At 46.2% G+C, this 20,809-nt stretch carries 21 protein-coding genes and 1 pseudogene; 21 read left to right on the top strand and 1 reads right to left on the bottom strand.

Annotated features, from left to right (window positions below; genetic code table 11):
- The first annotated feature begins 220 nt into the window (after window positions 1-220).
- The 10 genes and pseudogenes from PLA01S_RS19290 (at window position 221) to PLA01S_RS19260 (ending at window position 7,416) form a co-directional block, all read left to right on the top strand.
- Window positions 221-484, top strand: a complete 264-nt coding sequence (locus PLA01S_RS19290) for a PM0498 family protein (protein WP_246059672.1) — start codon at window positions 221-223, stop codon at window positions 482-484.
- A 101-nt stretch (window positions 485-585) separates the two neighbouring features.
- Entirely contained in the window at window positions 586-678 is a 93-nt protein-coding gene (gene comI, locus PLA01S_RS32670) for a competence inhibitor ComI (RefSeq protein WP_246059671.1), read from the top strand.
- A 416-nt stretch (window positions 679-1,094) separates the two neighbouring features.
- Window positions 1,095-1,694 (top strand): transglutaminase-like domain-containing protein, encoded by a 600-nt coding sequence (locus PLA01S_RS19285; RefSeq protein WP_127593593.1) that lies wholly within the window; start codon window positions 1,095-1,097, stop codon window positions 1,692-1,694.
- A gap of 78 nt (window positions 1,695-1,772) precedes the next feature.
- A complete protein-coding gene (locus PLA01S_RS19280) occupies window positions 1,773-2,309 on the top strand; it encodes a DUF6886 family protein (RefSeq protein ID WP_127593592.1) in 537 nt (178 codons plus the stop codon).
- Window positions 2,310-2,447: 138 nt separating this feature from the next.
- Window positions 2,448-2,797: pseudogene (locus PLA01S_RS32665) on the top strand (DUF3267 domain-containing protein); the annotation flags it as partial.
- A gap of 291 nt (window positions 2,798-3,088) precedes the next feature.
- The gene (locus PLA01S_RS19275; protein WP_246059669.1) at window positions 3,089-3,649 is read left to right on the top strand and encodes a hypothetical protein; all 561 of its coding nucleotides are present in this window, start codon (window positions 3,089-3,091) and stop codon (window positions 3,647-3,649) included.
- Between the two features lies 1 nt (window position 3,650).
- The gene (locus PLA01S_RS19270) at window positions 3,651-4,226 is read left to right on the top strand and encodes a hypothetical protein (RefSeq protein WP_307719762.1); all 576 of its coding nucleotides are present in this window, start codon (window positions 3,651-3,653) and stop codon (window positions 4,224-4,226) included.
- Window positions 4,227-4,692: 466 nt separating this feature from the next.
- Window positions 4,693-4,827, top strand: a complete 135-nt coding sequence (locus PLA01S_RS32855; RefSeq protein WP_272868158.1) for a hypothetical protein — start codon at window positions 4,693-4,695, stop codon at window positions 4,825-4,827.
- A gap of 18 nt (window positions 4,828-4,845) precedes the next feature.
- The gene (locus PLA01S_RS19265) at window positions 4,846-5,340 is read left to right on the top strand and encodes a YdcF family protein (RefSeq protein ID WP_246059667.1); all 495 of its coding nucleotides are present in this window, start codon (window positions 4,846-4,848) and stop codon (window positions 5,338-5,340) included.
- 612 nt (window positions 5,341-5,952) lie between these two features.
- Entirely contained in the window at window positions 5,953-7,416 is a 1,464-nt protein-coding gene (locus PLA01S_RS19260) for a chitinase (RefSeq protein ID WP_127593590.1), read from the top strand.
- Between the two features lie 399 nt (window positions 7,417-7,815).
- Here PLA01S_RS19260 and PLA01S_RS19255 read toward each other — a convergent pair whose 3' ends face one another.
- On the bottom strand, window positions 7,816-10,206 hold the full coding sequence (locus PLA01S_RS19255) for an Ig-like domain-containing protein (RefSeq protein ID WP_127593589.1): 2,391 nt from the start codon (window positions 10,204-10,206) through the stop codon (window positions 7,816-7,818).
- A 461-nt stretch (window positions 10,207-10,667) separates the two neighbouring features.
- Here PLA01S_RS19255 and PLA01S_RS19250 point away from each other — a divergent pair, with 461 nt between their 5' ends.
- The 11 genes from PLA01S_RS19250 (at window position 10,668) to PLA01S_RS19200 (ending at window position 20,749) form a co-directional block, all read left to right on the top strand.
- Entirely contained in the window at window positions 10,668-11,306 is a 639-nt protein-coding gene (locus tag PLA01S_RS19250; protein ID WP_246059693.1) for a YkoP family protein, read from the top strand.
- Window positions 11,307-11,391: 85 nt separating this feature from the next.
- Window positions 11,392-12,663, top strand: coding sequence for an alcohol acetyltransferase (locus PLA01S_RS19245; RefSeq protein ID WP_127593588.1), 1,272 nt, complete (start codon window positions 11,392-11,394; stop codon window positions 12,661-12,663).
- Window positions 12,660-13,337, top strand: a complete 678-nt coding sequence (locus PLA01S_RS19240) for a DUF6320 domain-containing protein (RefSeq protein ID WP_127593587.1) — start codon at window positions 12,660-12,662, stop codon at window positions 13,335-13,337. Before PLA01S_RS19245 ends, PLA01S_RS19240 begins: the two co-directional genes overlap by 4 nt.
- A 15-nt stretch (window positions 13,338-13,352) precedes the next feature.
- A complete protein-coding gene (locus PLA01S_RS19235; RefSeq protein WP_127593586.1) occupies window positions 13,353-13,952 on the top strand; it encodes a GNAT family N-acetyltransferase in 600 nt (199 codons plus the stop codon).
- Window positions 13,953-14,162: 210 nt separating this feature from the next.
- A complete protein-coding gene (locus tag PLA01S_RS19230; protein WP_127593585.1) occupies window positions 14,163-15,914 on the top strand; it encodes a sensor histidine kinase in 1,752 nt (583 codons plus the stop codon).
- A 19-nt stretch (window positions 15,915-15,933) separates the two neighbouring features.
- Window positions 15,934-16,671 (top strand): LytR/AlgR family response regulator transcription factor, encoded by a 738-nt coding sequence (locus PLA01S_RS19225; RefSeq protein ID WP_127593584.1) that lies wholly within the window; start codon window positions 15,934-15,936, stop codon window positions 16,669-16,671.
- A gap of 195 nt (window positions 16,672-16,866) precedes the next feature.
- Entirely contained in the window at window positions 16,867-18,318 is a 1,452-nt protein-coding gene (locus PLA01S_RS19220) for a carbon starvation CstA family protein (protein WP_127593583.1), read from the top strand.
- 210 nt (window positions 18,319-18,528) lie between these two features.
- Window positions 18,529-19,164, top strand: a complete 636-nt coding sequence (locus tag PLA01S_RS19215) for a hypothetical protein (RefSeq protein WP_246059691.1) — start codon at window positions 18,529-18,531, stop codon at window positions 19,162-19,164.
- A 22-nt stretch (window positions 19,165-19,186) separates the two neighbouring features.
- Complete coding sequence (locus PLA01S_RS19210) at window positions 19,187-19,714, top strand: MauE/DoxX family redox-associated membrane protein (RefSeq protein WP_127593581.1); 528 nt, start codon at window positions 19,187-19,189, stop codon at window positions 19,712-19,714.
- Window positions 19,715-19,724: 10 nt separating this feature from the next.
- Window positions 19,725-20,264, top strand: a complete 540-nt coding sequence (locus PLA01S_RS19205; protein WP_127593580.1) for a thioredoxin domain-containing protein — start codon at window positions 19,725-19,727, stop codon at window positions 20,262-20,264.
- Window positions 20,265-20,278: 14 nt separating this feature from the next.
- On the top strand, window positions 20,279-20,749 hold the full coding sequence (locus PLA01S_RS19200; RefSeq protein WP_127593579.1) for a hypothetical protein: 471 nt from the start codon (window positions 20,279-20,281) through the stop codon (window positions 20,747-20,749).
- Window positions 20,750-20,809: the final 60 nt, after the last annotated feature.

The raw sequence follows: 20,809 nt of genomic DNA, 5'->3' as shown, positions 1-20,809 counted from the left end.
GAGAGTTCAATGAAGTGACTGACTATACATAACTTCACGCTTCGGGGCATTTGCCCCTCGGTCCGCCAAGACATGGATCAAGCTGGAGACGATCCCGGGCGGACACACCAGCACCACCTAACCGCATCGCGGTCCTTTGGACTTAATGGTGGTGGAGCGTCGTGAATACAATAACGTTATGCGAAATTGGCGCAGTAATAAATCTTTAAGGACTGATACGATGGAGATATCAAATAAGACAATCAATGAAATTCTTAAGAGAGCGTATGATCTTAAATATCATGATAAATCTGAATTAATTGATGTAGTATGGCCAGACTTTGTGGAGGTAGAAGGTTGCATTGTAATAAAGAAAAACTCTGAAGATCATATAGAAATCAATATTGACCATATTATTCAACAGTTTGGGGATCGATCTGGATTTGAAGCAAGTGAAAGTCATATCCATATGATAGATATATCAAAAACCTTCAAAAGTAATTAATAAAATGATAGGAACGCTTGTACGTAGATGTGATAAAAGGTAAAATATAACTACAATTGAATCTTGGGGGGCATGGTTTCCCTTCGAAAGGAGGTGAAGCCATGGAAGTTAAAGATGCATTAACGATCATGTTCCTCTTTGGGACGTTCATTCTTGCTCTTTTAACATACATTAATAACAACAAGAAAAAGTAAAAACCCACCCTAAGGTTGGAAGCTGAAGGTGGGTTTCGTTCTTATCTGACTAGGAAGGGAATAACCATCCAAGCCAATTGTACTGACCAAGTGTTCGCAGCACTTGGTCTTTATTACATATATAATAACACAATGAAAAAATGTATCAAAGCCTGAAATAAAAATTTACAATTAGAAACAAATAGAAACGATTTATTGTAGGTGAATCGAAGTTGGCATCCCCATCATATAACAATATATCTCCGCTACGGGCTTTGCCCTTGGTTCGCGAGACGAGGAATACAGTGAAGTGAATTCAGCGAACAGATCTACGAGGCTTAGTCCTTCGGACCAGTCGCGTTGCTCCCTTAGCCTCTGGGGTTCGTAGGCACAAGAACGTTAACTGACATTGGGACAGACAACTAGGAGGAGAAACAATGAAGCAGTTATCATCAATGGAAGCTTATCTACAGGCATCTGAGTATATTGATTATTTTGATGCTCAAATACAAGATGTGATCTTATCTTTTACAGAAGAAACTGAAATCGAAAGAATAAAAGCAGCATTTGAATTTGTGCGCGACCAGATTGATCATTCTTTTGATATTAAAAACGATGAAGTAACAAGGAAGGCCTCTGAAGTATTGAACAAAAGACATGGAATATGCTATGCCAAATCTCATTTGTTAGCAGGAATACTGCGTGGAATGGGTATACCTTCAGGCATTTGTTATCAAAGGATAACCCTATTCGATAAACCCGAGGATGGGTACTGCATACATGCATTGAATACAGTGTATTTGAAGGAATATGACAGGTGGATACGGTTAGACGGAAGAGGAAATAAGGAGGGCGTAAATGCACAGTTTTCAATAGATAAGGAGAGATTAGCATTTCCCATGAGGAAAGAATATGGCGAGAAGGATTATAAGATTAATTACGATCAGCCTCACCCCCTCATTATTAAAACACTAGAAACCTATTCAAATGGTATGGAGATGTACCTAGGCGGATTACCAGAAGACCTGAGTGAGTGAACTTATGAAGGCAGCAAGCAAAAGGCGGTAATTGAATACGGAATTACAGAAATACATATATAAAAATGAGGTGCATGAATGCTTTTTCATTTTAGCGAAGAGGCTGATATTGAAATCTTCATCCCAAGAGAAAATCAGAACCGATCGGATTTTCCGGCAGTGGTTTGGGCAATAGATGAGGAACATGAATTCTCATATTACTTCCCGAGGGATTGTCCGCGAATCGTATGTAGAAGAACAGAGGATATCAGTGAGAAAAACAATGAATTATTTTTTAATAACACGTTTGCTGACATTATTGTAACTGTAGAAAGTGATTGGTATGGAAGAATCGTTGAACAAACATTATATAAGTACCACTTCGAGGACGAGGGGTTTGAAATATTTGATAAGACTGCAGGATATTATATTTCCTACCAAACCGTAAAGCCAATTGGCGTAGAGAAAGTTGATAGACTGGTGGAACGACTATTAAGTAAGGGAATTGAATTAAGGGTTACACCCAATTTATGTCCTCTTAGGGAATCAATTATTTCTTCAGATTTTAAGGAATATGGAATACATAGATTTAATAATGCCAAGAAATCGTCAAAACTTAATGTGAACAAAGGATGATACCAACCTGTCAACAGCATTCAGCGTTTCCCTTATTTGCCTCAGATGTCCTTGCCCGCACCCTTACGGGAAATTGATCAGCAGTTGGATCATAAGAAGCATTGTCCTTTACTGATTGCGAACCGATATTTTGTAACATTAATCCTATTTAGTGCTTGTATATTCATATTACACGAGTTCTTTCACATTATAGTTATTTATAAGCTTGGTGATATAAGTTTGACTTTTAGCGTCATATTTTTTTGGCTTAATACAAATGCTTCCCTATCTAATAGAGATTTTGGTTATTCATGAGTCTTCCGCTTATGATGGTGTCTATAGTTCCAGCTTTTGCTTCAATATTTATGAGCGGATTTATGAAATCACTCATGTTATACATTTGTTGGTTTAACATGGTCATATCATCTTCTGATATCATCAATTCTTTTTTAATTCTTATTAAACCTAAGAATAGTATATTTTGTAGAGGATACTACCGTTTACAGTAATATGATCATGGACTGCTTGAGACGGTTTGAAAGCATTGAGCGATTCGCCAAACAACGGATTTACACGGAAATATAATCAAGCATGTGGACTAACGGAAGATATAAGGTGGCTACCACCGTGTCAAAAGGTGATTTCGAATTTCGGTGATTTTCCAATACGTGTGGGAGCTCCGAATTATTTCGGGAGTATGGATGTCCTTTATCTAGCAGTGATTTCCCATGAATTAATAGAACTACGCAGAAAATTGATAAAAAACAGTAGTTATATAAAGTTTCGTGAAGGAGGTTATGATGCGGTTATCTAACAAAAAAATAGCTGTGATCTCCATTACGTTGATCGTCGTTATCTGCATTACTATTCTCTTTATTGGGTCACTGAGAAAGGATACTGTCTATAGCCAGATTGAAAAAACTATCCGTGAGTTGGAGCCAGGTCTCAATGAGATATTGCATGTACATTTGGATAAGAATAATACACTGGTGTTTTTCTCAACATTACAAAACGAAATAGGGGTAGTAACATTAAAGGAAGCATACCGAGGCTTTAAATTAAAAGGGTATATCGGGAAAGATCAGGTGGGCATTGAAAATCAATTAGCATGGTATGGAAAAGAATCACCGTCGGAAAACATTCATTTGTTGTATGGGATCGTGAATAATCCGGAAACCAGCCATATCGTTCTATTAAGTGAGAAAAATAAGGCAGCCACCATAATAAAGAATAAATCTTATACCATGTGGTATGCGCTTATGGACGAAGTCTTGAACTCACCCATTACCATTCGAAGTTTCAACGATGAGGGCGAGATGTTGTATGAAATGGGAGATCCTGAGTTTTGGAGGAGACAGTAGTATGGTTTCACAAGGAAAGGAAAAATCCATGGAATTATTCTTATATCATTATTATGAAGCAGCAACCGGACCCTTTCGAAATCTATCCGCACTATCCATAGAAGAAGCACAGCAAGTTCAGAGAAGACTCCAACAAAATAAAAATATGTTTGCGAGTCAACGCTCAGATGATTATATCGTTATTCGTCGGGATCTTGAAATGCGTGCAAGAGATTTATTCATAGCCAAGGGGGGCAGGCCGACGAATACATATCCACATTACATGACACTTGGCCCTTGCGAATGGATCAAGCATTGGTATCAGAACGGGAGGGAAGTCAGGATTCCCCTCGCTGATGTTGCCCCCGAGACGATTAGCTTTACTTATGGTGACTTATTTCCCACAATGCGCTATAAAGACGACAAGCCTTACAGAGGGAAGGTTTACTTAAAGAATGAAGTCCTCCGGCTGGTGGATGAATATGGTTGGCCGCAAGATTGGAATAAAGATGGAGATCAAGGACCAGAACGATATATTGAAGTTCAGGTATGGGACGATCGCGTGATTCGTCTTTTTTTGAGTAATCTAAAGGAATGAGATGATGTTATAGAATCTAAAGAATGGTGGGAGTACATGCATGATCATAATGGATTTGTTAGAAACGGATACTGAAAAGATAAATTAAACAGCGAGGCTACTGCATGAGAGTTTTGAAGCATGGCCCACAATAGACTCTGCCATATTGGGTACGGATGATGAGTATAATCAAACCAGTCTAGCAAACGTGAATTTGTATGATGATATTCCGTCCCATCTATCCAATTTTGAAAGTCTAGATCACCCAGCGAACTTTTATAGAAAGTTATGTTTTGCAATCGTCGGCGTTATACCAGATGCGAATGGAATAGGAAAACCGGATATTATTATGGCAAAGCGGGTTAAATCAGTAGATTAGGCTAAAGCATAGAGTTCTCGTTCAGTCCAACGTTTATGGAACATGGAGGGCTCTAGACGCTGCAAAACTTGTGTAATTTTATCGATACGGAAGTCGACCAAGCCTGGCTTGGGTTTTGATGAATATGATAAACGGGAGGCGATCTTATTGCTGATCTCACAGATGAATCCAGAGACATTAACGAGAGAACAGATCACAACGGTGGTGTTCGGAGCGGAAACGGAAGTTGATGATGGTACTTAGTCCGGAGATTGTATCTTTGTGTTTGGCGGAAAAAACCTGGACCGGGTATGGAAAGCGGTTGAATTATACAAAAGCGGACGCGCCCCCTATCTATTATTCACTGGTGGAGACCGATTTGGCGAGTGGGAGCAACCTGAGGCGGTTATGATGCGGGATGAAGCGATAAAAATGGGTGTTCCGGCAGAATCCATTTTTATTGAAACGATGTCCAACCATACGAAGGAAAACATTATGGCCTCCCTAACCGTGCTAGACCGGGCATTGGGGTTACAACGAATCCACCGACTCTTGCTTGTCAGTGCACCTGGTCATATGCGCCGATGCCAACTTATGCTCAAGACTTTTATGCCCCCTTGGTATGAGTATGTATGGTGTCCGGACCATCGTTCTCTAGGGAGACGTGACAATTGGTGGACCGATCCTGTCGAAGAGAAACGGGTGCTGAGTGAACTTAACAAAGTGATTGGTGGGGTAAGGGGCCGATATTTTGTTGATGCGGAGATTGAATTTTGAAAATAATCAAGATTTCACCGATTATATCCAGTCTCTAACTGTCATTAGGGTTCAAACCTGATATATTGACGCATGTTCGATAATTCGCATTTGAGGGTCTTCCAGACTCCAACGGAGAAGGCGGAATCATGCTGGAGAAGCGGAGCGGTCCCCTTTGCCCCCGGATTTCAACCTTGGAGAAGTACAATAAGAAATCTGGGGGCAACAGGGATCGAAAGCATGATCCGCATACGTAGTGCTGCCTCACGATGAGTTGGGTTTTTATCACCATTGCATATAATGATCGAAGAGGCCGTTCTCCTGAAACCATTTCAAGGAGGACGGTTGTTTTTGTGTTGCCTAGGCCCGGGCGTATCTTGTTAGAAAATCTTCTTACATACAACACAAATTGATCCGTTAGAGCTATTGATAAAAATTAACATATAAAGTAAATTCTTGACATATGAATCAATTTACTAAATATGTAAATTAATCAAAATTGAGTAAATGAAATGAATCGACCTAATTTAAGGGAATTTAGCAAGATCATCGTGTTTTATAAAGGAGGTGATGTCGTCTTACGCAACATAGGCTAAGGCTTAACTATCACTTATTTTGAGGAGGGATTAATGGATGAAAAAGGGTTTATCCAGAGTGCTGGACAAATCGAGAATGATGATGTTGCCTTTATTGGTCGTCGTGTCTATGGTGATGAACTTTTTTCCCCTTGAGGTGTCTGCAGCAGAACGAGGTGCTTGGGCACCCAATGTATCTTATGCCGTAAACGACAACGTGACGTACGATGGAAAAACGTATAAAGCAATTCAATCTCATACCTCATTACCCGGATGGGAACCGCCCAATGTTCCTGCATTGTGGCAGTTTGTTCAAGGGGGTGGAGGTAATGATACTGTAGCTCCGACAACTCCTACGAATGTAACTGTAAGTGCAGTCACCTCTTCAAGTGTTACTTTATCCTGGCAAGCATCTACGGACAATGTAGGCGTGACAGGGTATGATGTATACCAAGGCACATCCCTTGCCATTTCTGTTACCGGTACGACAGCGATAATAACGGGTCTTTCACCGAACACGACATATTCTTTTAAGGTCATTGCTAAGGATGCTGCCGGGAATCTTTCTACTGCTAGTGCGACCGTGAATGCAACCACTTCAGAAGAAACAGGGGGAGGTCCCCAGCCGGCGAAGCATATATTGACAGGGTACTGGCAGAACTTTGTTAATGGTGCGAGCAAATTGAAAGTGAGAGATATACCGGATCAGTACGACATCATTGTTTTAGCGTTTGCTGAGATGGACCCTGCTAACCCTGGTGGTGTCACTTTCACTGTAGATTCTGCTCTATCCGCAGCGCTTGGCGGGTACACCAATGCCGAACTGATCGCGGATATTCAGGCCAAACGCGCTCAAGGCAAGAAGGTCATTATATCCATTGGAGGGGAAATGGGGAACATTAATTTGAATAATCCTTCCCCGAATGTAGCGAACTTTGTGAACAGCATGTACGGAATCATCACTCAATTTGGTCTTGATGGGATAGACATTGATCTGGAGCACGGTATGAATGTACCTAATTTAACCAATGCGATCCGCCAACTGAAGCAAAAAGTAGGAAATGATTTTGTTCTGACGATGGCTCCCCAAACGATAGACATGCAGAATCCAAACACCTCTTATATGCAGCTTTATAACAATCTGAAGGATATGACAACCGTAATTAACGTCCAGTATTATAATTCTGGATGCATGCTAGGACGTGACGGAAAATGCTATTCCCAAGGCACGGTTGATTTCCTGACGGCTCTTTCGGACTTAACGCTGCAGTGGGTATCACCTTCCCAATTGGGAATAGGAGTACCTGCTACCTCTTCAGCTGCTGGAGGAGGATATGTTTCTTCAACGGTCGTAAATAATGCCCTAAATTGTTTAGCAACTGGAAACAGCTGTGGAAGTTATAAGCCCATTGCTAAATACCCTGCTATCCGGGGAGCGATGACTTGGTCCATTAACTGGGATGCGACCACGAATTACACGCTTGCCAAAACGGTGAGACCATTCTTGAACACGCTGCCTTAACATTAATGATATTAGTACAATTTCAGTAGATTTTTATATTTAATAGAAGGAAACCTCTCTTTGATAGGTGGTGGTATTAAACCGTCATTATCATAGAGAGGTTTCTATTTGGATACCTAACTTCAACGGAGAAGGCGGAATTATGCTGGAGAAGCAGAGCGGTCCCCTTTGTCCCCGGATTTCAACCTTATAATAGGATCATAAGAAATCTGGGGGCAATAGGGATCGGAAGCATGATCCGCATACGTAGTGCTGTATTGCTGCATCGCTTCGTCCATAGACACTGTAAGGAGGACGGCTGTTTTTTATCATGCAAAATAGTGAAGCAACAATACGCCCAGGCCTAGGCCCGGGCGTCTCTTGTCTATCTGCGACTGTAATTTACGATCAAACAGAGCCTCAGGGCTCCCATATTACCGTCGGGTACGGGAGTTGGTCATAAGCACTGGCCCAGTAATAGGAGTCCGCCATGATGCGCCGCGGCAGGAAACCGATCTCCCCTCGGGAAACGGAGATGAGCTCGGACTGCGATTGGAATACGCCTTCCGCATTTGTTGCGGCATTAACATATTTGCCTGCCATATGGGTGAATCGTCCGCTGATCTTGGCCGTAACAGGCAGCCTTGTTTCCATATCGACCATCTGCAAGGAGACACTGGCGACACCGGCAGAGTAGGTGACGGTCATCTGATCAATCACCATCGGTTTCATGGTGGACGGTGCTGTTGTTGCTGAAGCAGCCGCGCTGGCAGCTCCTTCATTGCCGCTGATATCAACTGCCGTGATTTTATAATAATAGGTGGTGCTCGGCAGCAGCCCGTTATCTTTGTAGGAAAGTCCTTTGGAGGTTCCGGCTAAAGTAGCCGGTCCGATCTCAAAGTTGGCTTCGGTCCCGCGGTAGATCCGATATGCATTCACCGCCGTGTTATCCATCGCCATATTGTAAGATACATGAATGCGCTGAAAATCAAACATGGCCGCTGTTGCCCCGCTAACCGTGCTTGGTGGTTCAAGGTCGGAAGGAGGCTGCCATGCGTAGCCGCCAGGGCCCCATTCGCTTGGGAAATCAACGATCGAGGAGTAATGATGGAGTGCAATGCCGCCAAACGCCGAATCATTCAGAAATGCGTCGTACACCTTGTTTAACTCCTGCTCCATATAAGTTCGCCCTTCTTCATGGAAGCTGATGGTTTCCGGATCCCCGCCATCCGCGATGTCTTTCGTCTCGACTCCGATCACAACCGACTTCGGCTTGCCGATCGAATTGGCATAGGCCAGCTCATTTAGCGCTTGCGCGATGATGCCGGCGCTGCCTTCGGCCTGATCGCGATAATTCATAATCGAGATATAATCGGCTGTGTCCTGAATATGCTCAGACAGCCATTTCGTCTTTCCGTTCCATGAAATATTGCTGGCGTCGGCAGAAGTGTCGTACCATCTTGGAATCGCGGCGCCGACTGACAAGGCGAGTCCCGATGCCTGCTTACGTTCCATTAGCAGCTGCAGCATATCCAGGTACTGAATCTGGACGGAAGGCTTTGCAGTTTTGAAATCCGGCAGGATATACGGTTCTGTATCCAAGTTCACGCCATCAAAACGTGCGGACTCGCCTGAGGCCAAATTGTAATTCAATATCTGCTCAAATTCCCTTACGGCATGAGTCTGATATCGACTATAGGCTCCGAAGTAAGGCGGGGTAGTACCGCCGGCGATCAACGCTTGAACCCGAAAACCCTCGGCGTGTGCCCACTCGATGAATTGTTGAACCTCGCTTCGATGATCCTCCAGCATTTTGGTTCCGTTATATTGACCGACAGCCAAATAAAGTGTCGTAATCGGACGTTGATTAAAGGTCGTTGTATCCTTTGCCATGGACGAGAGGACAACGCGGGAGTTCGGATTCAGGACGAGAGGGTAGGAGGCATTTTCCCAGATCCAGATCGCTCGATCCTGATCCGGCAGTGGTTCCGGAGTATAGGTGTTGCTAGTTACCGTTTCAGGATTCGTCGCGGAGGGATTGTATACTTCATCTATTACGCTAACTTGAGTAGGATGGATGAGATCCATATAGACGGCATCTGTAACCGTCGCGGGATTTTTACCTTGGTTAACCGGGGGCTTCCCCCCTGTTCTTGCATAGACCGTTAGGCTATAGCCTGTATTGCCATAAGTATCGGTTGCTCTGGCTTCCAGGCTGTGAACCTGTTGCGGGGATTGACGCGAATCGAATGTATATTGATATCCGTTTTTGGCAGGGGAGACCTGCAGCCATTCTCCACCATTGATGCGCAGCTCAACAAGTGATATCGGATTTTTACCTGTAGCGGATATGTTAATATCCACTTTGTTACGCTGCAACGTATACTCTATAGGGCTGGTAATCTCTACTTCCGGAATATGGGCTGCAGGATTATCGACGTTCAGGTGAATCCAAGGAGACCAGATGCCATAACGCGTAACCGCGTCATTTGCTTTCAGCACAATTTCGACTGAACCGTCCAATTGACTTGTGTCGAGCTTGTAGGACCAGGACCCGCTGTTATCACCGTTGGGATCATCCATCTGAACATCCGTCACAAACTCACCATTTACGATGAGCTGAAGCTCATACACGCCGGAGTAGGTCCCGAATAACTCAGCCACACCCGGCTGAAGCGTTTGCCCTTCCTGATGGGAATCGATTGTAATTAACGCTGCTGCCTTGGCATGGGGAGATGGGATACAGATTGCAGAAATTAGAACTGCCGCCAGAAACAAAAGCCCGCACCTACGGAAATGTGAAAACATCATCTTAGTCACATCCTTGTCAGTATGATGTAAACCTAATGGACTCTACGGCAGTTACAATCGCTTGCTTATCCTAGGAGTATACATTTTCGTAAATATGAAGCGCTTACTTTTTAATATTACGAAAAAAACCGAATAGAACCGATGTCGGGTCCGTGTCAAATTATTATTTTTTATGGCAGGCAGGTTCAACTCCATATTCGATAAGCCGATGACAACCCGTTCAAAATTGCCATGTTCCCGGCTTATATGCATAGGCATACCGTGAACGGGCCGCATCATCAGATTCGGGGTGATCGTCGCGGCGCAACTGTTTTATCCGCATCTACGTCTTGAGACCGAGAGCAACTCTGTACCTGAGACGGTGTGAACCTGTGCAGATCTCCTTTATGATGAGATTAACGGATTTCTACCGGAAAAACATGGAATGAAATATTCTATCAAAAAATAGTGGGGTGTTCCAACTGCTGCGAAAATTACTTAAAACCGTCATGCAAAGCTCCTGGATGATATGGGAACGTATCTTCAGCTTCATTTCCAGGTTCCGCAGCTCGCATATCTCGCGCTTTGGCATATGCACGGTCATGATTAAGAAGCATCGAGGAGAGTGCATCCTCTGCGAGGACTCAACGGTTATTCAGAATGGAGATCTGGTCGGCGAGCTTCATTTAGATAATGAAACGATTCTGAAACTAATTCGATCGGAAGGGCCGGATCGTGCGGCTCTGAAAATAGCAAGACTTGCAAGAAAGTCCATGCTGCAGATTTGCCGTGCATATGAAGACCAGTCCGAGTTCAGCAAGGTCAGCGCATTGGTCGGGATTACCCTGCTGCACCGTGGATTAACGCATGGGCTTGGTTTTGAGCATCAAGCGATGAAGCCGGACTTGTTCCAAAAGCTGACCACTTCCTATCTGCGAATGCTGTTATCCGTGATGCATCCGGATGGCAAGAGCCGGATTGATCGAAGAACCGAATTACTCGTTCCCATGATGTTGATACATACCCGCTCATCGCTGTTGAAGCGATTTTCAATGGCGGATAAGCGGCCTTCACGTGAAGAGGGGCATACCGTCTTGGTATCGGCTGCGGTTGAAGCTTGAGTGAAAGAGGCATTGCCACGTACATAAGATAAGGCTGTTGTGTGCAGCTATATGGGAGTTCAAAAAGAAATGAGGAGAGCAACAGATGGAAGAATGGTATAAACTTGACCACGCCGGGAAGCTGTTTCCCGCGGTTGCGGGAAGGGAGAATTCATCAACCTACCGGTTGTCGATGATGCTGACAAGTCACGTGAAGCCATCGGTTTTGCAACAGGCGCTCGATAGCGTAATAAAGCGATTCCCTCTGTTAAATGTCGAGCTTAGAAATGGCCTGTTCTGGAAATTCCTGCGGGAGAAGGAGACGCGTTTGATGGTGGAACCGGAAACCACCTATCCCTGTGCTCCTGCAGCCCTCTCGACTGAGAACGGAAGCTTGGTAAGGGTTTTATATCATGGCAACAAAATCAGTGTGGAGATATTCCATGCGCTGACGGACGGAGGAGGAGCACTGGAGTTCCTCAAAACCTTGGTGTTCCAATATTTATATCTGCTCGGTGAGAACGTGGAGGACAAGGAAGGTCTGATTCTGCCGCCCGCTTCATTTGCCCGTTATGCCGAAGCACAGGACAGCTTTAAAGCTCATTATACATCGGTCACGGCCGATTCCAGAATGCCGGAGGCATTGCAAATTCCCGGTACCCGATTCTCGCCTTATGGACACAACGTCATCCACGGCATGATTCACGCTTCGCGGCTGAATGCCGCGGCCAAGCAGAAGGGAGTGATCCTCACCGCTTACCTGACAGCGATTTTGATCATGGCGGTTTATGAGACCACGTTGCCTTTTAACAACGGGAATCGGCCGATCGTGATCAGCATGCCGGTGAACCTGCGAAAAGTCTTCCCTTCGAGCAGCCTGCGCAACTTTTTTGCGGTCATTAACATTGGCGTACAGATGAAGGAAGGCATGACATTTGATGAGGTACAAGGTATCGTGCATGCACAGATGAAAGAGAAATCGACGAAGCCTTATCTAACCCAAGCGATGGCCAGCAGCATGAAATATGAGAAGAACCTGTTATCCCGATTCACGCCGCTGAAATTGAAGGATCTGGCGATTCGATATGGATTCGACCATTACGGTGAAGAAGCCAAGACGCTTACGCTTACCAATCTGGGCCGAGTCGAGATCCCTGCGAGTATGGCTGCGCATATCGAGTCGATGGAAACCACGATGTACCCGACGGCCAAGAGTCCCATGAACTGTGCCGTCAGTTCGATCAATGACCAGCTTACCATCACCTTTGCCAGGAATATCGTTGAGAGCGATGTGATCAGGCACTTTTTTCGTCAGCTTGCCAACCTAAGCGAATTGGATATCAGGATTGTCAGCAATGATTGGGGGATGGGCGCATGAGATGCGAGAGCTGTGGGGTATCCGTAGACCCGGCGCACGCAACTTGTCCCTTATGCCGAAGAAATTTACATGGTAAGGGCGATGCACCATCCGTAGGCAATTCTTGGTATCCCGTCTATGAGGCTGTAGAGGAGCAGCGTGCGAGCAGTCTGTTATCCAAGTGGCTTATCTTCATTGCAGTATCCGTCATCGGTTTGTCCGTTCTTATAAATATTCTGGGAAATCACGAAGTATGGTGGAGTCTGTACCTCATGCCTTGCGTGCTATATGCATGGCTGTTCATCAGACATACCTTGATGTCCAAGTCGCATCTCGGCGGCAAAATCGTCGTACAGCTGCTCGGGCTTTCCGGCATGTTGCTTTGGCTTAACGTGGCAGCGGGTACAAACTACTGGTCAACCGGCTATGTCATTCCGTTCCTGATGATGGCGGCAACCCTTCTGATTACCGTTATATGCTGCACCAGAAAAATGCGCTGGCGTGAGTTCGCAGGTTACTTATTGACCCTGATCTTGCTTGGGTTTGTGCCCTTATTACTGTATGCCGTCGGCATGTCGCACGTATTATGGACAGCCGTTGCGGCAGCCGTATATGCCTTATTAACGTTTGGCGGGATGTGTCTGATTGCAGATAAGGGATTCCGAAAGGATATGAAGCGCAGATTACATTTTTGACAGGAGGAGAACAAGATGTGCTCCATTACGATTAGAAGAATGGCAGAATATGAACGAGACGTTCGCGAGGAAGTCGCGGAAGTGTTTGTTGATGGGTATTATAACGAATTGTCCTATTTCACCCAGGACCGAAACACGTTAAAGAAAGCCTTCCGAAGTCTGTTCAGTCCTGAGGTGTTTTATGTGGCGGAGGTCCAGGGCATCATTATCGGGATTTTAGCATGTTCCCATAATGGGCAGAGGGCCATGCCAGTCGAATCAGCTCCGCTTCAGGAGGCATTTGGAGACAAGACAGGGGAATTTGCATATAACGTCATGAAAAACGAATTTAACCCGGCATTGTCCTATGATGACGAGACGGGTTATATCGAATGTGTGGCAACTACCACGAAAGCGCGGGGCAAAGGCGTTTCCACCGCCTTAATGAAGCATGTCATGGAGGAGCTGCCATACAAGCGTTATGTTCTGGAAGTGACCGACAGCAACCAAACCGCGCTTCGGTTATATCAGAAATTAGGGTTTCGGGAGTTTAAACGCATATCCGAAAATGACTCGGGGGAGAAAGGCTTTAACGACCGTATTTATATGGAATGGAGAAAACCGTTCATAAGGTGATATTCATCTAAACTTAGATTCTCACACGAATATGGCAGTTTGGAGTTTAACAACCTCCGCTTTAGAACGAATTGAAGCGGGAGGTTTTTTGTTGTTTTTTGAGCTTCAGCCATGATAATTTAGTATGTATTGCCAGGTTTACGGCAAACTTCATAAGGAATCTATGCGTGACGAGTAACCGAGTTCCAAGTCAGATTGCGGGGTGACGCCATGTTTGAACTGCTGATTACAATGACCGAGCGGATTGGAATTATTGTGACGATTGCATTTATCGTAACCCGGTTGAGGTTCTTCCGGTCGATGATAAGTCAGGACAAGCTGACGTCTGTACAACAGCTTCAGGCCATATTAGTCTTCGGTATTTTAGGTATAATCGGTACGTATACCGGGATTACGGTGAACACCGAATCACTTGAAGTCAACAAATGGATGATGCAGGTTTCCGGAGACGAAGCGATTGCGAATTCAAGGGTTGTCGGTGTTGTCATGGCCGGATTGTTCGGAGGCTACAGAATCGGGCTCGGTGCAGGACTGATAGCAGGGCTTCACCGTTTTACATTAGGGGGATTTACGAGTTTGGCCTGTGGGCTCGCGACCATACTTGCAGGTCTTCTGGCCAGCTTGTTTCATAAGAAGAATGAGCAGGTTCGTTTCTCAGCTGCGCTTCTAATGGGGGCATTGGCGGAGTCCCTTCAAATGCTGATCATCCTGCTTTTGTCCAGACCCTTCGAACAGGCGATGTCTTTGGTCGGCTATATTGGAGTTCCGATGATTGTAGCTAACGGGATCGGTTGTGCTTTGTTTCTGCTCATTATTCGATCCGTCTTGAATGAAGAGGAGAAGGTAGCGGCTCAGCAGGCTCAAGCTTCTCTTCGCATTGCCCGCAGGACCATTGGATACATGCGCCAGGGGATGAATGCGCAATCCGCGGAAGCGGTATGCCGGATTCTTTACGAGGAAGTCAACGCCAGTGCGATTGCGATTACGAATGATCGGATGATTCTGGCCCATGTCGGCACGGGGGCTGATCATCATGCGGCAGGCCGTCCACTGCAGACGGAAGTGACGCGCCGGGTCATTGAACAAGGGGAGCAACTGATCGCAGATCGGGCGCATATTCAGTGCCAGGAGCCGGATTGTCCGCTGGGAGCTGCTGTCATCGGACCTTTGAAACAGGGAGGTCAGACCGTGGGTACCCTAAAGTTCTATTTTCGAAGTCCGAAGGACATTACCCATGTTACAACAGAATTGATGTCAGGTCTTACGATGCTGTTAAGCTACCAGTTGGAGGCGGCTCAATTGGAGGAAACCAAGGAACTTGCCAGGGAAGCTGAGATCAAGACGCTTCAAGCACAAATTCATCCGCACTTTTTGTTTAATGCATTAAACACCATCCTCTCCTTGACACGGATTGATGCGGAGAAAGCAAGAAAGCTGCTGCGAAGTCTATCGGACTATATCCGCCAGAATTTGACCGCCGCAACCGCCGAAAAGGCCACGCTACAGGATGAACTGCAGCATATAAGATCCTATATGAGCATTGAACAAACCAGATTCGAGGATAAACTGCAAATCCAATATGAGGTAGAGGATTCTGCGCTGCAGGCGCTTGTGCCGCCGCTGACCTTGCAGCCATTAATAGAGAACAGCATACGCCACGGTTTCAGAAACAAAACAGACCATTGTGTCATACTTATCCGAATTCAGGGTGATCCGGCTGCTGGTGTAATCGTTACAATCAAGGACAACGGAACGGGGATTACGCCGGAACGGCTTCAGTTATTGGGTCGCCAAATGCTCGATTCTTCATCGGGAACGGGAATGGCTGTGTATAATGTGAACAGAAGATTGGCCTTGATGTATGGGCCCCATGCGTCATTAAACATCCAAAGTGATGAAGCGGTCGGGACAGAAATCCAATTTCAGATTCCCGCAGCCGTTAACCTAAAACTCCATTCATGAAGGCAGGGATTTCTTACACATGATCGAACGCATTCGAACACTCATCGTGGATGATGAACGGTACAGCCGTGAAGAACTGATTTATTTATTGAAGCAGCATCCTAGTTTGGAGATCGTTGGGGAAGCGGATTCCGGGGAACAGGCGGTGTTAAAGACCATGCAGTTGAAGCCGGAAGCCGTATTTCTGGATATTGAAATGCCCTTAATGAACGGGCTTGAAACGGCTAAAGCGATGAACGAGCTGAAGCTTCCTCCGAAAATCGTATTTGCCACGGCATACCCTAAATTCGGTGTAGAGGCCTTCCGGTTTGAAGCGCTGGACTATTTGTTAAAGCCCATTGATGAAGATCGACTGGCGGAAACGGTGAGGCGGCTTGAGCAATTATTACGGAGGGAAGACCTTGCAGAACGCGGGCATGTAAAATCTTCGGGCAAGCTGTCGTTGGATGTGGAGGGGGAAATCAAGTTCATAGACCCGAATGATATTATTTATATCTCACGGGAGGATGCATACTCCAAGATTGTCACAGCCGATAAGCAATATCATGTCAAAACGCCGCTCAAGGAGCTGGAAACGAAGCTTCGGCAGTATCCGTTCTTCCGGATTCATAAAAGCTATGTGGTACATCTAGATTATGTCAAAAGCCTGGTTCCTTGGTTTAACGGCGCATTTCAGCTGGAGCTGAAGGGGTGCAGCGACAAACTAGCCGTAAGCCGAAATTATGCCAAGGCATTTCGAGAAGCTTTAGAGCTTTAGTAAACGTAGATGCGATGAGGATGGAATGCTCATGATGCGGATGAAGACTTCATGAGAGCCCTTGGATATGCATGATAACCTTAAATTTGAACATCTTAATGCGCCTAGACGACATGTTGGTTCAAAATCGCCCTCGGACTTCGATAATTTTCTTATAATCGATGTAAGCGATTTCAAGAAAAAGGGGGCGAAGGCATGTATACCTTCATCATATCGATCATTCTGCTGGTTATTGGATATTTCACTTATGGAAAGTACATTGAAAAAATGTTCGGAGTTAAAGAAGAACGGGCCACACCTGCTTATGTCAATCAGGACGGCGTCGATTATCTGCCCATGAGCTCAAACAAAAACTCGCTGATTCAGCTCCTCAATATAGCCGGTGTGGGCCCCATCTTCGGACCCATTATGGGCGCGCTCTATGGACCGGTTGCTTTTATCTGGATTGTGCTGGGGTGTATTTTTGCCGGAGCTGTCCATGATTACCTGACGGGCATGATCTCCATCCGCAACCGTGGCGCGCATCTGCCGGAGCTTGCTGGCAAGTTTCTGGGTAAAGTGATGAAGCATGTTGTGAACGCTTTCGCGATTCTGCTGCTGGTCTTGGTAGGTACCGTCTTTGTGACCTCACCAGCCAGCCTGCTTCACAATCTGATGAACGGCAAAGTCAGTTTGTGGATCATCACCCTGTTCATTTTCGCTTATTATATTCTGGCAACGCTGCTGCCCATTGATAAAATCATTGGCCGCTTCTATCCGATATTCGGCGCGCTGTTACTCATAGCGTCTCTTGGTGTCGGCGGGATGCTGATTATACAGCAGGTACCGATACCGGAATTGACCTTAGCCAATTTACATCCGGATCATATGCCGATTTTCCCGCTGCTGTTTCTGACGATTACGTGCGGTGCTTTATCCGGATTCCATGCTACCCAGACGCCGATTATTTCCCGGACAACACAAACCGAGAAGCAGGGACGTAAGATCTTTTATGGAATGATGATTGCCGAGGGGATCATTGCCATGGTATGGGCCGCGGCCGCGATGAGTTTGTTCCAGGGGCCCCATGGCTTGAACGAGCTTCTTGCTACCGGTGGAACAGGTCTTGTCGTAAGCGAGGTCGCGAAGGTGACATTAGGTGCTGTTGTAGGCACGCTGGCTGTATTGGGAGTGATCGTGCTGCCGATTACCTCGGGGGATACCGCATTTCGAAGCGCTCGCATGATCATTGCCGACTATATCAAGCTGCCTCAATTTAGCATGAAGCGGCGCCTTATCATTGCCATTCCTTTGTTTGTCATCTCCATTGCCTTAACGCAGATTGACTTTAATATTCTCTGGAGATATTTCTCCTGGGCGAACCAGGCCACCGCGGTTATTGCTTTGTTTGTCTGTGCGATGTACCTTTTCATAGCCCGTAAAAATTACTGGGTAGCGCTGATTCCCGGTGCATTTATGCTTTACACAACAACGGTATACATTCTGAACGCGCAGATCGGATTCAGGCAGTCCATGAATGTATCTTACATCGTGGGTGCTGTCATCAGCGTCATATTGGTCATCGTATTCTTTAAAGCGGCTCAAAAAGCGCGCGCAGCCGAAATGCCGCTTGAGGTGGATGTCTCGGATTATCATAAGGTCGCATAATGAGATCATCGAGCATGCATGCATAAATCTAAACCGTCTATGGAGATTGTCCATGGACGGTTTCTTTTTTTCTCAATAAGATAGCCATGTAGCAGGCATACAAAGCGCATAGGATATTTGTGTAAATAATCGACAGGCTGTCACTCATAAGATGAGGAAGTGAAGGGTTCATTTCTAGGAATGGTGCGGAGGTGGCATGACTTGTTATCGATGTTGCTTTTTATATTTGCCGTTGGTGCCGCGCTGGCCAGCGTGGATACCACTTGTGGGCTGAATGTGTTAGGCAGTCTGGAGAGCACGAAGGTCAGTAAATCCAAATATGCGCTGGTATATATCGTGTCCTGTACGTTGGGCGGCGCTATGACGGGACTGGTGATCGGGTTCATCAATTTTTTGCTGAAATTAACCCCGGTTGGTTTATATCAAAACTATATTATTGTCGTGCTGTTTGCCATACTCCTGGGATTGGAGTTCATTCATAAAACGGGGATTCTTCCATCCGGCAATTTCATCGTTCCCTCGGAATGGATCAAGCATGCAGGGTACCGCTCCGCGGTATTATGGGGCCAAATTCTGGGCCTGGGTTTCATCACATTGCAGGTGGGCGTCCTCTTTCACGCCTATCTCCTGGTTTCCTTATTCGCCGCTCCTTGGTGGCTGAGTCTGCTGGCAGGGGCAACGTTTGGGGTTGTTCGCGGTACCTTGTTCAGCCTCCCGCTGATCCGATCCATCGTGTACCGTATGCTTGAAAAGAGGGTACGCAACCTCACGCTGCTCACAGCCGTGCGGCAAACGGTCTCCATGCTGCTGATCATCGGTTCCATCATCTGGATCATCAGCTACTGAAGAGAAAGGAGTTTACGGACCCATGTATGATTTGCTTGCGATATCCGTTACGCTGCCGATGTTGTTGTCGGTGGTGAGTTTTGGCTGGAGCCGTGTGTTCGGTGATCCGGATCGTTTCCCTGGAAGTGCCCGTCTGCATGTTTTGCTCATCCTGCTGCAAGTCCTGTCGGTGACCTTAGTATATTGTTTTCCATCGCAGCTCAGCTTCTTGGGCATCTCTTTACTCTATTTCATCCAGGGTGTGGGTGTTGCTTATTTCATCCGAAAAAAAGGAAGGGTGGACTGCGGCTGTCTCGGGCCTCAGATCAGCTCCAAGCTTGGTTTTCCATTGATCGGGTTCAATCTGACGATGGGTCTCATGGGGTTGGCTTACAGCCATCCTGTCTGGTTTGCGCACAGTCATTCTTTCGCTGTTACCGGCCTGCTTATGGAGGGGATGATGCTGCTGTTATCGCTCTTAATCATCATAGGGGTTCCGGATGCGCTGCATGCGATCCGAATATACCGCGAGATTGCCGCACCTTATGTTTCGAGAATAAAAAGGTTGTAAGGAGGCCGCGATGAACACGTTCTTCTGGATCTCATATACCATGCTGTGGATTCTGGTCGTACCGTTGGTCATTCTGAATCTGGTCCTGTTCCGCCAGTTGGGGATTATGGTGATGGGTACCGCGAGAGGCGTGAATCAGTCCGGCATTCCGGTCGGCCAAAAAGTACCCGGAGCCAAAACGACGACCCTGCAGGGAGCCGAGTGGTCCACGAGCGAGCTGATTGGCACGCCCTCCATCATGCTGTTTGGATCGCCGACGTGTAAGGAATGTGCCGATATTTTGCCGGATTTTAGGCGGATCGCCAGAATGAATAACGTGAAACCCATTCTTTTGCTATTCTCGTCCGTGGATTTAGCATCGGATTATGTCCGAAAAATAGCTTATGAGGATGAGGTGCTGATCGTAAGTTCGGAGTTCGCGAATCATCTGGATGTGCAGGTCACTCCCTACGCCTATGCGGTGGATATGAACGGCGTTATCAGGCATAAGGGTTTGGTCAACAGCCGGGAACAGCTTGAAGCGTACGCGAAAGCATCAAGGGCTTCTTAAGATGAGGTGAGAGTATGTGGCGGAAGCCGGAGAATAAGGACGAAGAGACGCAGGAGTTGATCAGCCGGGTTACCCGGAAGATGACTCGGAGGTCGCTACTGAATACATTTGCACAAAAAACGGCCGAGACGCTTGCCAAAGTATTGGTCCGGCCCGATGATGACGATATCGTCAAAATCTCGTTTGCTGCGGGGCCCTGCCGGCCTCCGCATGGACAATATTGCTCGGGCTGCGGCGCAGATGCTTCCTGTCCGTCCGATTATATCATTTGCACCCCCAAGACGGTGATCGAAGATTGTAAAGGTTTATGCCCTTATCCTTCCGGGTGGTGGTATACGAGTGATCCAGCAGGACACCGGGCCAAGTGTCAGGATTGTATCTCGCGCTATGTACATCCGTATGTCGGAAGGAATTGGTGTTATCAGGGAGCCCGGGTCTATGGGCGGTATGTGATCTGTGCATGCAGGTCAACGGAGCTGTATTGATAGAAGAAAAAAGGTATGTGATTAATGGATTAATGCAATTCATTGGGAGTCAACATAAGT

Source organism: Paenibacillus lautus NBRC 15380 (genome assembly GCF_004000945.1).
In the GTDB taxonomy this organism is placed as follows: domain Bacteria; phylum Bacillota; class Bacilli; order Paenibacillales; family Paenibacillaceae; genus Paenibacillus_AQ; species Paenibacillus_AQ lautus.
Note: the sequence above shows the minus strand (reverse complement) of the source record. Positions and strands in the feature narration are given on the sequence as shown.

Coding starts and splice junctions, on each gene's coding strand:
- PLA01S_RS19290 (WP_246059672.1), top strand. CDS start 221: ATGGAGATATCAAATAAGACAATCAATGAAATTCTTAAGAGAGCGTAT.
- comI (WP_246059671.1), top strand. CDS start 586: ATGGAAGTTAAAGATGCATTAACGATCATGTTCCTCTTTGGGACGTTC.
- PLA01S_RS19285 (WP_127593593.1), top strand. CDS start 1,095: ATGAAGCAGTTATCATCAATGGAAGCTTATCTACAGGCATCTGAGTAT.
- PLA01S_RS19280 (WP_127593592.1), top strand. CDS start 1,773: ATGCTTTTTCATTTTAGCGAAGAGGCTGATATTGAAATCTTCATCCCA.
- PLA01S_RS19275 (WP_246059669.1), top strand. CDS start 3,089: ATGCGGTTATCTAACAAAAAAATAGCTGTGATCTCCATTACGTTGATC.
- PLA01S_RS19270 (WP_307719762.1), top strand. CDS start 3,651: ATGGTTTCACAAGGAAAGGAAAAATCCATGGAATTATTCTTATATCAT.
- PLA01S_RS19260 (WP_127593590.1), top strand. CDS start 5,953: ATGAAAAAGGGTTTATCCAGAGTGCTGGACAAATCGAGAATGATGATG.
- PLA01S_RS19255 (WP_127593589.1), bottom strand. CDS start 10,206: ATGATGTTTTCACATTTCCGTAGGTGCGGGCTTTTGTTTCTGGCGGCA.
- PLA01S_RS19245 (WP_127593588.1), top strand. CDS start 11,392: ATGGAAGAATGGTATAAACTTGACCACGCCGGGAAGCTGTTTCCCGCG.
- PLA01S_RS19240 (WP_127593587.1), top strand. CDS start 12,660: ATGAGATGCGAGAGCTGTGGGGTATCCGTAGACCCGGCGCACGCAACT.
- PLA01S_RS19235 (WP_127593586.1), top strand. CDS start 13,353: ATGTGCTCCATTACGATTAGAAGAATGGCAGAATATGAACGAGACGTT.
- PLA01S_RS19230 (WP_127593585.1), top strand. CDS start 14,163: ATGTTTGAACTGCTGATTACAATGACCGAGCGGATTGGAATTATTGTG.
- PLA01S_RS19225 (WP_127593584.1), top strand. CDS start 15,934: ATGATCGAACGCATTCGAACACTCATCGTGGATGATGAACGGTACAGC.
- PLA01S_RS19220 (WP_127593583.1), top strand. CDS start 16,867: ATGTATACCTTCATCATATCGATCATTCTGCTGGTTATTGGATATTTC.
- PLA01S_RS19215 (WP_246059691.1), top strand. CDS start 18,529: ATGTTGCTTTTTATATTTGCCGTTGGTGCCGCGCTGGCCAGCGTGGAT.
- PLA01S_RS19210 (WP_127593581.1), top strand. CDS start 19,187: ATGTATGATTTGCTTGCGATATCCGTTACGCTGCCGATGTTGTTGTCG.
- PLA01S_RS19205 (WP_127593580.1), top strand. CDS start 19,725: ATGAACACGTTCTTCTGGATCTCATATACCATGCTGTGGATTCTGGTC.
- PLA01S_RS19200 (WP_127593579.1), top strand. CDS start 20,279: ATGTGGCGGAAGCCGGAGAATAAGGACGAAGAGACGCAGGAGTTGATC.